The sequence below is a fragment of the Porphyromonas endodontalis genome (genome assembly GCF_052173515.1).
GTDB classification, from domain to species: Bacteria; Bacteroidota; Bacteroidia; order Bacteroidales; family Porphyromonadaceae; genus Porphyromonas; species Porphyromonas endodontalis_A.
Genome location: NZ_JBQMYL010000005.1, coordinates 30741 through 43168, shown reverse-complemented (window position 1 = coordinate 43168; position 12428 = coordinate 30741). Strand labels below are relative to the sequence as shown.

The window sequence follows — 12428 nt, the reverse complement described above, 5'->3', positions numbered from 1 at the left end:
TTTTTATTTCCAGGCAGTGTTTTTGAGAGGGTTTCACAGAAAAAAATATCCCTCTGCTCTAGGCGGAAAGGGATCTCTGGTGTGTAAGGAAAGGAATTTTTTAGCGGTCGAAGAGGGTGAGGTAGGCCGTACGCAAAAGAATTTTGACGTCACCTATAAAAGAATGATGCTTGACATACTCGAGGTTGAGCTCAATCTTCTTGGGCATGATCACCTCCTTAAAATAGATTTCCGGGCACTCTTGTTCACCGAGGAGCGCGTTTTCGTGGCGGAAGTAAATCGAGGCCGGGCTTGTGATGCCGGGGCGTACGGCTAGGATGGGTAGGTAGAGATCGGGGTACAACTCCACCTGCTGGCGAACGAGAGGCCGAGGGCCTACCAGGCTCATATCTCCCTTTAGTACATTGATTAGCTGGGGTATCTCGTCAATCTTTAGCTGGCGAAGCCATCGTCCCAGCCTCGTGATGCGAGGGTCGTTGTCCCCCACGGTAATAAGCTGATCCTTGCCCCAATCTTGGTGGTGCATGGAACGGAATTTATAGAGAACGAAGTCTTTGTTGTTGCGTCCTACACGTGCTTGGCGAAAAAATACGGCCCCCCGAGAGTCGCATTTAATAAGGATGGCTACAACGATAAAAAGGGGAGATAACAGAATTATCCCAATCAGACTTATTAATACATCGAGTAGCCTCTTTATCATGCGTGTGGTGTGTGTATTACTGCATGTTGCCTATTTATGTCCCTGCAAAGATAATAAACCCGTATGATATTTTGCTCCGGAATACAATCTTCTTTGTGATATGAGAGTTGAGGGTTCCGCTCAAAGGGGGGGGAACTTTCCTCTGAAAAGACTTGTGTTGCTCGGCAAAAACACCTCAATGTATGGCTTTGTGTTTCATTTTTATTGCTTAGTGGTCATTGATCAAAACAATTTGGTATATTTGCAGGGCATATAAGAATAAATAAGCAGTTCTCTCTCCCCTGTGTGTAATCATGTAGGCACAGGTTAGAAGACGTTAGCAAGAAAGGGAAAGAGGAGAAGAGGAGGGAGAAGACATAAAGAAGAGTTCTTATAATTCATAATAAAACACGTATCGAGATGAAAAAACAAACTGTATTATGGACGGCTGTGCTCCTCCTCGCGACATGGGTAGCCCGTGGGCAAACTACCTACCCCATGTCTTTGGTGGTAGAGGGGCAGGCTCCGGCAGAGCGTGAGGTAGTCGAGCTATCTAAGATCTCCAAGGTCACCTTTTCCGAAGGTAAGATGCTACTCCTTGCAAAAGATAATGCGGAGCTCCCCAAGGGTGGTGTGTTCCCTCTTAAAGAGATCACTAAGTGCCTATTCTCCACGCAGTATGCTCCTACGGGGATTCTCTCTCCTTTAGTAGTGCCCGGGCTTATCACATGGCGTGATACTGAGGAGGCTCTCTACCTCGAAGGGCTTGATGCAGATCTCCTCCATAGTGTAGCTGTTTACGCTGCTAATGGGGCTGCTATTGCTTCTTACCCCAGATTTAAAGCTGGCACCCCCATCTCTACAGCACAGTGGGCGCCCGGTGTTTATCTCATTCTTATCAACAATCAAACCATTAAATACATAAAGAAATGAATAGACTCTATACTTTTTTTGTAGGTGCATGTGTTGCTGCCGCTTCTTGCTTTAGCTCTCATGCCCAAGTGCGTGAGCGCATGGTAGTCTATCCCAAGGGAGGTTCTCCTGTTGGTTATTGGGTAGATCATACAGATAGTGTTATGTTCCTGACTGATATGCCCGATCTTAATGCAAGCCTTAAAATAACGGAGCCTGCTACCCCTACAGTGGGTGGGATGCACCTTGAGTTTGACTTCGGGCTTGATGTTAAGAAGGTAAGAGTGGCATTCCCCGAGCAGTTTCAGTTCCGTGGAGGTATTGATGGAATGACACAGGATCAGCTTATGGATGCCTTCTCAAGGATGGAGTCGCACTGGGTTACTCCCAATGGTCCTAAGATGGAATTCAACCTCACGGGTCTACAACAAGGTTACTCCTATTACGCCATCTTCTATGGTCAAGATGAGTATGGTTGTCCGGGAGAGGTGAAGTATGTTCCTTTCGAAGTCCCCAAAGCAGCTCTTGTAGGAGCTCCTAAGGTAAAGGTTGAGTTTACCCATATCGGTAGTACAAGCTTGAAGATTAAGTTTACCCCTAATGACGATGTCTTAGGCTACTTTTACCTCGTAATGCCCGTGGATGATCCCAATCGAGAAATGCTGATGCAGATGATGGGTATCCCTGATCTAAAGCATTATGTGACTATATTTGGTGTTGATTTTGATACTAAAAAGCAACATGTTGGCGAGGAAGAAAAAGAGATAAAGGACCTTGCCAGTGGTACAGAACATGGTGTGTACCTTGTAGTTGTGGACAAAAATGGTCAGTATAGTGAGGTCTCTGACAGCGACAGAGCTACGACCAAGGTATTAGGTACAGAGCAAAAAGCGCACATTACACTCACCCTCAAAGAAAAGACGGCTAACTCAGCTAAGTTTGTCTGCAAGCCTGACGAAAACACAACCGTGTATCGTGTAGCTGTGCTAGAGAAGGCTAAGTATAATCAAGAAGTGGTTGAAAATGCATTCAAAGAAACCCCGGATGAAGACATGAACTTGCCGCTCTTTGCCGAGGAAAAGACGTTGAACGCTAATGGACTTACCCCTAATACAGACCATATAGTGGTAGCTATGCCCCGTAACCTCAAGAAGGAATGGGGAGATCTTGTTACTCTTGAGTTTAAGACGGACGAAGGTGCTGCACCGGGATCTGCCCTCAAACTTGAGGTCGTAGGTGGAGGTAAAGCCTTTGTTGCTCCCACGGCAACTCCTCTTGAGATGACCTCTGCTAAAGTATCTCTAGAGCTTACAAAGTAATTATCCTCTCTTAGGATTTATCGGAGGTGCTCCTAGGGCTACGGCTCTTGGGAGCACCTTTTTTATAGCGTTATTCGTACCTTTGCACCGTATTATTGTTTTGTATCTCTAGAGAAGGATTCGCTCCATGAAAGAAGCTCCTACCCCTATATCTGCCACCCAAAAGCGTGGTGCATTAGTCTACTATTTTGTGCTTTTGCTCCTCTTCGTTGGGGCTATTTGGGCTACGGCAGCTGTGGCTACGCCTATCCTATCTTCGGGAGATTTGGCAGGCTCCACTTCGGGCGGATTGCGAGGGGCTTTCACGGCCTTTGGCGAAGGGGTACAGCACCATGTGGCTACCACTATTGGGCGTCTGTTGCTCCAAATCGTGGTTATCCTGTCGGTGGCTCGTGGGGTCGGGTGGCTCTTTGCACGGCTTGGGCAGCCTACGGTTATTGGGGAGATTATTGCAGGTATCCTGTTGGGACCGAGTCTCTTGGGTATTGTCGCTCCGGATCTTTCGGCGTGGCTTTTCCCTGAGGAGAGCATAGTCAATATCGAGCTTCTGAGTCAATTCGGGCTTATCCTCTTTATGTTTACCATTGGGATGGAGCTGCGTATTGCCGACATCAAAGCCCAAGCGCGCAACTCGATTATAATCAGTCAGTCGGGTATTTTTATCCCATTTATTTTGGGATTGCTACTGAGCATCGTGACTTATGAGCGCTACGCTGCCGAAGTTGCCTTCTTCCCCTTGGCTCTTTTTATCGGTATTTCGATGAGTATTACAGCTTTCCCCGTATTGGCTCGCATCGTGCAAGAGCGCAATATGAGCCGTACCTATCTTGGGAAGTTGACTCTTAATACCGCCGCTGCCGGGGATATTATGGCATGGCTCATGCTGGCCGCCATTATGGCCATAACCCAAAGCGGAAGCGTTGCCAGTGCGTTCTTCAATTTTCTTTTCCTGCTTCTCTATATGGGACTGGCCTTTGGGGTATTGCGCCCTCTCTTCTCTCTCATTGGGCGTATGTACAACAAAGAAGAGCTGCTGGGCAAGGGGCTGGTTGGTATTATCTTCATCCTGTTGCTTTTGAGTGCTTATCTTACGGAAATCCTGAGCATGCACGCCCTTTTCGGAGCCTTTATCTTTGGGTTGATTATGCCGGAGGACGTGAAGTTCCGGCATGTGATGACCGAGAAGGTGGAGGATGTGTCACTTAATATTTTCTTGCCACTCTTTTTTGTTTCCTCGGGGCTTCGAACCGAGCTTGGGCTCATCAATTCGGGTGAACTCTGGTTGCTTTTGCTCCTCTTTGTGCTCGTCGCTGTTGTGGGGAAAGCAGGGGGAACCTACGTTGCCGCACGCGTGTGTGGTATAGATCAGAAGGATAGTCTTTACCTCGGGGCTTACATGAATACCCGAGGACTCATGGAGCTTGTAGTGCTCAAGATTGGGCTGGATATGGGGGTGTTGCCTCCCGTGTTCTTCGCAATTTTGGTATTGATGACACTCGTCACAACGGTGATGACCACCCCTATAATTCACCTTATCGATTACCTCTTTCTACACTTCCATCGCCCAACCAAGGAGGCTGTGGCTCGCCTTTCGCACCGCATCCTTATCGCATTTGGTCGCCCCGAAACGGGGGCGCTTCTCCTGCGTTTGGCTCGGCAGTTGTTCCCCGACGAAAAACTCTCGTCCGGGGTTTCGTTGTTGCACGTTACTATGAGCAATAATGTGAATGTAATTAACGAAGAGACTTTTTTTGCCGATAACTTCCATCCCGCCTTGCGCGAAGCTCGCCACCTTGGTCTCTCTGTAGAGCCTATCTACAGGGTAAGTGACCAAGTGACAAGTGAGATCATTGATCAAGCGAATCTGCCCCATCATAGCTTCTTACTCGTGGGGGCAGGGTTAAGCCTCTCCAGTGAAGAGGAGGATCGCAATGTGGTCTCTTACCGAATGCTTTTGCAGAAGCGTTGGCGCAAATTCTCAATAACCTCTCCCGAGGTACTCCTCAATGCTCGTACCCTCTTCAATGATAAAATGACCCGATTTGCGGAAGAAACGAATTGCTCGTTGGGCGTTTTTGTCGATAGGCACTTTGGCTCTCTCAAACGGGTTTTGCTTCTCGCAAAGGACGCAACCGACAGGGAGGTGCTTTTCCCCCTTGCTCGCCATCTCTCCAAAGCGCACAACGCTTCTATTGCCATTTTGCCTTTGTCGCTCGGAGAAAATGCCCCTGCCCTCGATTTGGGGCTCGTACCGGAGGAGGCGAATCTGCTCACTTCCGGAGATGGAGTGGGGGTGCTGCGTGGGTATGACTTCCTCTTCATTTCTTACGATACGTGGGGACTTCTTACGGAGGTGCGCCCCGAGATTTTGCAGGAGTTGCCCAGTACCCTCATCGTTCGTGCCCTTGAGAGGAATGCCGATCCACTGGCGATCCCTGCAACAAAGAATATGTTTGAATGACTCTTCTCACAAGTAAATAAAATGCTATTTATGTCCTTTTTATCTCGTCTTGCTACACGCTTTTATCGGAATTCTTGGGTTGGAGTTTTCATCATTCTCCTTGTTCTCTGCTCCAATTTCCGCTATTCTTTTATCAATACAGACCCGAGGGTCGACTCGACACTCCTCTCCCTCCCCGAAACTTTTGGGTGGGGATTTTTCATTCCGCTCCTTGTTGCTTTCGTGCCCGATAGGTACCGAGTGTTGCGCCATTGTCTAATTGGCTTTTTCCTGTTCCTTGCCTCGCTACTTTTTTTCGGGGAGCAAATTCTCATCTCCGGCTACAAAACGATTTTTACGGATAGCATTGCGCTTAATATTTTGGCGACGAATCCTCGTGAAGCCGCAGAGTTTATGGCGGGAGCCAGCCTCGTAAAATATCTCTTTCTACCCCTCTTGCTATTTATTGCGAGCCTTGCTATTGCCTATGTCGTTTACCGTTTTTCTCGTAGGAAAAAGGGGGAGATAAGTGCCTATTGGTTGGCTGCCCCTCTCGTGGTTTTATTGGGAGGTGGTTTCTATTCCTCCTATCTCATTATTACGAGTTACCGCAGTAATTACCCCAACTATAAAGTGATGACTCCCATCACTCGACTTGCGACAGGGGTGATGAAGTGCGCCGAGGAAATGTCTTCTGTAGAGGAGACGCTGGAGGCTTTACGCCGAGTAGACTGTGGAGAGGTGCATCAAGACCCCTCTTTTTCGGCGCATTCGCTGGTGCTTGTTGTGGGGGAATCTGCTACGCGTGCCTACCATCATTGCTACGGCTTCCCCTTGGCGAATACTCCTTTTTTGGATAGTCTAATTGCAAGCAAAGAGGTGATTCTGTTCGATAATGCCGTGGCTCCGGCTCCCTATACGGCGGCTTCTTTGTCCCAAGTACTCACCTTTTTCCAACGGACGGATACGCTCTCTACGTGGGATGCTACGCCTACCCTGCCGCTCGTTTTGCAGAAAGCCGGCTACTATACCTATTGGCTGAGCAACCAAGAGAAGCAGGGTTTGTTTATCCAACCTGTGGCAGCGATTGCCTCCACTTCGGATAGTTTGTACTACGCTAATGTGCGATCTTCTCGCGATTGGTGGGCTCAGGAGTTGAAACTGGATGGGGATGTCCTGCCCCATTTGCTGACGAGTAAAACACCCTCACTGCCCAAGAATAAGATTTTTGAACTCGTGCATTTGATGGGTTCGCACCCCTCTTGCAAAGAGCGTTATCCGAGTAATTTTGCCCGATTTAAGCCCGAAGATCTCCCTTCTCCTCTCAAGGATCAGAGCCAAAACGAGGCAATTTGCGAGTATGCCAATAGTATCCTCTACACGGACTATATGCTTCATGAGATCATTCAACGCTATGCGCAAGAGCCCTCTGTGGTAGTCTATGTGGCAGATCATGGTATCCTTACGTATGACCCCGAAGCCGGCGATATGAGTGATGTCTTTGGGCACGCTCCGCACTGGAAGTCAATCTCAGTGCCCTTTATGGTGTACATAAGTCCCAAAATGCGTCAGCTCCATCCCGATCTGGTTTCGCGTCTGGAGGCGGTGAAGCATCAGCTCTTTACTACCGATGTATTGCCCTATTTCCTTTGCTCCCTTATGGGGATTCGTGTGGAGAAGTACCCTACCTCTTCGCAAGACCCCCTCTCTTCTAAATATGTTGCGGCAGACTCAGTGGTTGTGACTTGGCAAGATGTGCCTATCGTTGTACGTGCAACGTAGTCTCCCTCTTGTGCGTGGCAAACGCTTTTTATATATCTTTGCTTAGGAGTTGGTAGCTTGGTTTCAGGCACTTCTCCGAGGGAGGTTGAGTGTGCACATCCCTACCCAATAAAAGGGCCGGAGACGCTACTTCCCATAGTATGGCAATGATAATAAAAAGAATATCACTATGAATTATCTAACAAACGATAAGTTAACGCTCATTGGAGCTGCCGGCATGATCGGCTCCAACATGGCGCAAACGGCCGCCATGATGCGCCTTACTCCAAACATTTGTCTCTACGATCCATTCGCCCAAGGGCTGGAAGGCGTAGCAGAAGAGATGCGCCATTGTGCTTTTGAGGGGCTCAATCTAACATTTACTTCGAGTATAGAAGAGGCTCTCCGTGGTGCTAAATATATTATCTCCGCAGGGGGAGCTCCGCGCAAAGAGGGTATGACCCGTGAGGATCTTCTTCGTGGTAATAGCCAAATCGCGGCGGAATTGGGCGACAATATCAAGCGTTATTGCCCGGATGTACAGCACGTGGTTATCATATTCAACCCTGCTGATATTACAGGGTTGGTTACGCTCATTCATTCCGGATTGAAGCCTTCGCAAGTAACCACGCTGGCGGCTCTCGACTCCAATCGTCTGCAAAGCGAGCTCGCAAAGCACTTCGGAGTACTCCAAAGCAAGGTAACTCTCTGCCGCACCTATGGCGGTCATGGCGAGTCTATGGCAGTCTTTGCCTCTACGGCAGCTGTGGATGGAACACCCCTGCTCTCGCTTATTGGTACAGAGAAGCTCTCGCAGGAGGAGTGGACGGCTCTCAAGGAGCGCGTTGTAAAAGGAGGTGCCAATATCATTAAGTTGCGGGGGCGTAGTAGCTTCCAAAGTCCCTCTTATGTGGCTGTGGAGATGATTGCCGCTGCCATGGGTGGCGAGCCTTTTACGCTACCTTCGGGGTGCTACGTGTCTCATGCTGATTACGGCAAAGTGATGATGGCGATGGAGACGCGCATCGACAAAGATGGGGTGCATTGCCTTGAAACGAAGGGGACCGACGAGGAAATGGCCGCCCTCAAACAGAGTGCAGAGCACTTGGCCGCCATGATTGCTCAGGTGGCTGAGATGGGTATAATCCCCCCTGTTGCAGATTGGGCTACGCTCAATCCGAATCTCTAAACCTATTCCTTATCCCAATAAAAGAAGTCCCCTTGCTCAAGCTGTTTGGGCAAGGGGATTTTTTCGTTTAGTGGCAGTCGTGATGGAGGCAGGCCACACCCGAGTCGGATAATGTGCCTTGGAGGTAGTCTTTTACGACCTTTTCTACAGGACCGCTGCACCCCCTGATTACCTCGATGCCATGGTCTGCAAGTTTTTTCTTTGCTCCGTCTCCCATGTTCCCTGCAAGCATAAGACCTACGCCCATCTCTTGCAACGTCGCGGCGATGTTGCTTTTGCAGCCACACCCTTGGGGGGAAGGAAGCGTGGTCGAAGCTTTGATTTCTCGGTCTTCGATGCTGAAAATCGTGTAGTAGGCACAATGCCCGAAGTGATCGTCCACGCTATTGTCTCGCGTGGGCACTGCAATTTTGATCATAGTCTTGTACTAGGTTTGATTCAACTAACGCAAAGATAAGGATATTTCAGGGAGTAGCCAATTTAGACCACCCTACGGCGTTTTTATCCCATCGTAAGGGGGAGGCTCTCTCCTGAGCTAGGGAGCGGGAGCTCTTGAGTCTCCTCTTGTTTGCGGGGTTTGCAGAGAAATCGGTTTTGTTTTAGGTGTGAAATGTTCGGATTTTGCTGCCCTGCGCTTTTTTCTTTTTAGGGCAGGAATAAAATGTTTCATGGGCTGTTTTTTGCAAAAACTCAGGCAGAAGTCGGAGTCCTTTCCGGCTGATTCTTTTTTAGAAATCAGCCTCCTTTTCGCTCCCTTCTCGCCCTGAAAATGGGGGAGGGATGGGCGCGAAAGAAAATCAGCGGGGATGTTGCCTTTCCGGATTTTTATTGTACCTTTGCACCGCAATCTCGCAGGGAGCATAGCCTGGTTTGCCTTCTTAGAGTGGGGTTGTAGCTCTAAATGAATTGTCCCGTGGTGTAATGGTAACACGTCAGATTCTGGCTCTGAAATTGAGGATTCGAATTCTTCCGGGACAACTTGGGCTGATAGCAAAAGAAGGGGGTGGTGTAGGTACACTTCTTTGTGGGGCTGCTCTCCTTCCTATTATGATGTCGCATCTTTCCTTCCGTGGGTTAGATGCGTTTTTTATTTTCCTTAAGATGATGGTGCTATGAGTATTGTTTCTTACGAGGTGGAGCTCTTCTTTTGCCCATATCTCTGTAAGCTCAAGAAAATGCGCTAACTTCGCCGACGAAAAGACTAAACTACTAAAGAATAAATCATCATGGCAAGTGCAACGAAAATTGTAGAGTGCGTACCCAATTTTAGCGAGGGACGCGACCGCGAAAAAATCGAGAAGATTGTAAATCCTTTCCGTACACGTCAGGGCGTTAAGTTGCTTAATTATAGCAACGACGAAGACCATAACCGTCTTGTTGTAACCGTAGTAGGTACTCCGGAAGCAGTGAAGGAATCGCTCCTCGAAGCAGTGGGTGTAGCTGTTGAGGTTATCGATATGACTAAGCACTCGGGGCAACACCCCCGTATGGGTGCTGTGGACGTAGTTCCCTTCATCCCCATCCGCAATATGGAAATGGACGAAGCTATCGCCCTCTCTCGTGAGGTTGGCGAAATCATTGGTACTAAGTATGGTGTGCCCGTATACCTCTACGAAAAGAGTGCAACAGCTCCCCATCGTGAAAATCTTGCCAAGGTGAGAAAGGGCGAGTTCGAAGGAATGGAAACCAAAGTGCACGAAGCTGAATGGCTCCCCGACTTCGGTCCCGCAGATCGTCACGCTACGGCAGGTTGTGTGGCTGTAGGTGCTCGTATGCCTCTTGTTGCCTACAACGTAAACCTCAATACCAGCGATGTTGCTATCGCTGATGCTATTGCCAAGAGAGTACGTCACATCGGTGGTGGTCTCCGCTTCTGCAAGGCTATGGGTGTAGAGTTGACCGATCGTCACATCGCACAAGTATCTATGAACCTTACCGACTTTACCAAGACCAGCGTATATCGTGCTCACGAAATGGTACGTATGGAGGCAAAGCGTTATGGTGTAGAGATTGTAGGTAGCGAAGTAATCGGTTTGCTTCCTATGGCTGCTCTTATCGATTGTGCAGAATATTACCTCGGGATCGAAAACTTCTCACACGATCAGATCCTCGAGCTCCGCATGATGGAGTAATATTGGAATGAGCTAGGAATATCTCTCGGGAGGGTGGTACATATCGCTTGCTCTCCCGAGAGCTTCCCTTGTTTTATATAGTGTACATGAGTCATAATCTATACGTAAAAAATATAGGCAAGGTAGCAACGCCTAAGGGGAATAAGGCGATCCATGGGAAAGCCATGGGAGAGCTAGATATCCTTATGGGGCCTGCAGCTATCGTAATCCGAGATGGAATTATTGCCTATGTGGGAAAGGAGTCTGAGGTCCGCGGCGACCTTATCCAAGATTGTGCTGTCTACGACGCCCAAGGGGGTGCCGTAGTGCCCGGTTTTGTTGATAGCCATACTCACCTTGTCTTTGGAGGATTCCGCGAAGAGGAGTTCCAGATGCGATTGCGTGGAGCTTCCTATATGAGCATTATGCAAGCAGGGGGAGGGATTGCCAGTACTACCAAGGCAACTCGCGAGGCGAGTGTGGAAGAGCTAGAGGCCGCCGCCCAGGTTCACCTCCGCGCTATGCTCTCTATGGGTGTGACCACGGCTGATGCCAAGAGTGGCTATGGCATGGATTTGGAGACCGAATTGCGCCAGTTGGAGGTGATTCAGCGTCTGCAAAAATCGCAACCCATCGCACTTCACGCTACTTTTATGGGGGCGCACGATACTCCTCCCGAGTTCAAAGGTCGCTCCACAGACTACATCGAGTATTTGGTACAGACGGTACTCCCCGAGGTTAAGAGCCGAGGGCTTGCCGAGTGCTGCGATATATTTACAGAAGAGGGAGTCTTCGACCACGAGCAAACTCGTCGCTTGCTCAATGCTGCTCGCGCTATGGGCTTTACCCTCAAGATGCACGCCGATGAGATTGTGCCCTTTGGTGGTGCCGAATTGGCTGCGGAGCTTGGGTGCCTCTCTGCCGACCATTTGCTTCAAATCTCAGAAAAGGGAATTGCCGCACTCGCTAATTCTAATACGGTGGCTACCCTATTACCCTGCACGGCTTTCAGCTTAAAAGCCGCCTATGCTCCCGCTCGTAAGATGATAGACAACGGCTGCGCTGTGGCTGTTGCCAGTGACCTTAACCCCGGGAGCTGCTTTAGTGCATCCATCCCCCTCATGTATGACCTCGCGTGCATTTACATGAGCATGACAGCCGAAGAGACCCTTACGGCACTTACGCTCAATGGTGCAGCTGCTATCGGGCGTGCCGATAGAATTGGTAGTATCGAGGTGGGTAAAGAAGGAGACCTCGTGGTACTGGGGTATCCTTGCTATAAATTCCTTTCGTATCATATCGGTATGAATATCGTACACTCTACTATAAAGGGTGGTGCGGTTTATACCAATCACATAGACTGATTTTAATACTTAACAACCAGCAATATGCTTACCGAACTAACTGTAAAAGGCCTTCTTGCCGAGACTGCGGGCGATGCTCCCGTACCTGGTGGTGGAAGTATCTCTGCCCTCAATGGAGCCATTGCTGCCGCTCTTGCTGAGATGGTAGCCAATCTTACTATAGGCAAAAAGAAATATGCCGACGTACAAGACGAAATGGCAGAAATCGCTAAGAGCGCAGCTGCTCTACAGAAGGAACTCGTACTCGATGTAGACCGAGACAGCGAAGCTTACGACGGCGTTTCTCAAGCCTTCAAACTCCCCAAAGAAACGGACGAAGAGAAGGCAATCCGCTCAGCTGCCATCCAAGAAAATACCAAAAAGGCTGCTCTTGTGCCTATGGAAGTAGCTCGCCGTGCTAGTGCGCTTTTGCCCACTATTGAGGCTGTGGTAGCTCGTGGCAACCAAAATGCAGTAACCGATGGTTGTGTAGCTATGATGTGCGCTCGTGTAGCTGTGGTAGGTGCCCTCTTCAACGTTCGCATCAACCTCACCTCTATCAAAGACGAAGAGTTTGTAGCTCGCCTTCGAGAAGAAGCAGATCGCCTCGAAGCTGATATTCTAGCTCGTGAGGCTGCTGTTATTGCTCACACAAAGAAGGCTTGTGAATAATA

10 protein-coding genes and 1 tRNA gene are annotated in these 12428 nt (G+C 49.0%); 9 read left to right on the top strand and 2 right to left on the bottom strand.

Annotated elements, in window-relative coordinates; all coding sequences use genetic code 11:
- Positions 1–100: 100 nt before the first annotated feature.
- Positions 101–697 carry a sugar transferase gene (locus tag ACTTHR_RS03615; RefSeq protein WP_442605277.1) on the bottom strand — a complete coding sequence of 199 codons (597 nt, stop codon included), beginning with the start codon at positions 695–697 and terminating at the stop codon, positions 101–103.
- A 402-nt stretch (positions 698–1099) separates the two neighbouring features.
- Between ACTTHR_RS03615 and ACTTHR_RS03610 the strand changes: the two genes are divergently transcribed.
- The 5 genes from ACTTHR_RS03610 to ACTTHR_RS03590 all read left to right on the top strand — a co-directional run bounded on the left by ACTTHR_RS03610 (position 1100) and on the right by ACTTHR_RS03590 (position 8300).
- On the top strand, positions 1100–1612 hold the full coding sequence (locus ACTTHR_RS03610) for a hypothetical protein (protein ID WP_442605220.1): 513 nt from the start codon (positions 1100–1102) through the stop codon (positions 1610–1612).
- Entirely contained in the window at positions 1609–2910 is a 1302-nt protein-coding gene (locus ACTTHR_RS03605) for a hypothetical protein (protein WP_442605219.1), read from the top strand. Before ACTTHR_RS03610 ends, ACTTHR_RS03605 begins: the two co-directional genes overlap by 4 nt.
- Positions 2911–3037: 127 nt before the next feature.
- Positions 3038–5371: a cation:proton antiporter gene (locus ACTTHR_RS03600; RefSeq protein ID WP_442605218.1), complete on the top strand. Its 2334-nt coding sequence runs from the start codon at positions 3038–3040 to the stop codon at positions 5369–5371.
- A 30-nt stretch (positions 5372–5401) separates the two neighbouring features.
- Positions 5402–7132, top strand: coding sequence for a sulfatase-like hydrolase/transferase (locus tag ACTTHR_RS03595; protein ID WP_442605217.1), 1731 nt, complete (start codon positions 5402–5404; stop codon positions 7130–7132).
- Between the two features lie 169 nt (positions 7133–7301).
- Positions 7302–8300, top strand: a complete 999-nt coding sequence (locus ACTTHR_RS03590; protein WP_442605216.1) for a malate dehydrogenase — start codon at positions 7302–7304, stop codon at positions 8298–8300.
- 67 nt (positions 8301–8367) lie between these two features.
- Here ACTTHR_RS03590 and ACTTHR_RS03585 read toward each other — a convergent pair whose 3' ends face one another.
- Complete coding sequence (locus tag ACTTHR_RS03585; RefSeq protein WP_377457532.1) at positions 8368–8718, bottom strand: NifB/NifX family molybdenum-iron cluster-binding protein; 351 nt, start codon at positions 8716–8718, stop codon at positions 8368–8370.
- 489 nt (positions 8719–9207) lie between these two features.
- On the opposite strand from ACTTHR_RS03585, the gene ACTTHR_RS03580 reads away from it, so the two are divergent.
- The 4 genes from ACTTHR_RS03580 (at position 9208) to ACTTHR_RS03565 (ending at position 12426) form a co-directional block, all read left to right on the top strand.
- A tRNA-Gln gene (locus tag ACTTHR_RS03580) sits at positions 9208–9278 on the top strand.
- A 248-nt stretch (positions 9279–9526) separates the two neighbouring features.
- Complete coding sequence (ftcD, locus tag ACTTHR_RS03575) at positions 9527–10432, top strand: glutamate formimidoyltransferase (protein ID WP_004332682.1); 906 nt, start codon at positions 9527–9529, stop codon at positions 10430–10432.
- A gap of 86 nt (positions 10433–10518) precedes the next feature.
- The gene (gene hutI / locus ACTTHR_RS03570; RefSeq protein WP_442605215.1) at positions 10519–11775 is read left to right on the top strand and encodes an imidazolonepropionase; all 1257 of its coding nucleotides are present in this window, start codon (positions 10519–10521) and stop codon (positions 11773–11775) included.
- A 24-nt stretch (positions 11776–11799) separates the two neighbouring features.
- Complete coding sequence (locus ACTTHR_RS03565; protein WP_304284601.1) at positions 11800–12426, top strand: cyclodeaminase/cyclohydrolase family protein; 627 nt, start codon at positions 11800–11802, stop codon at positions 12424–12426.
- The last annotated feature ends 2 nt before the right edge of the window (positions 12427–12428 follow it).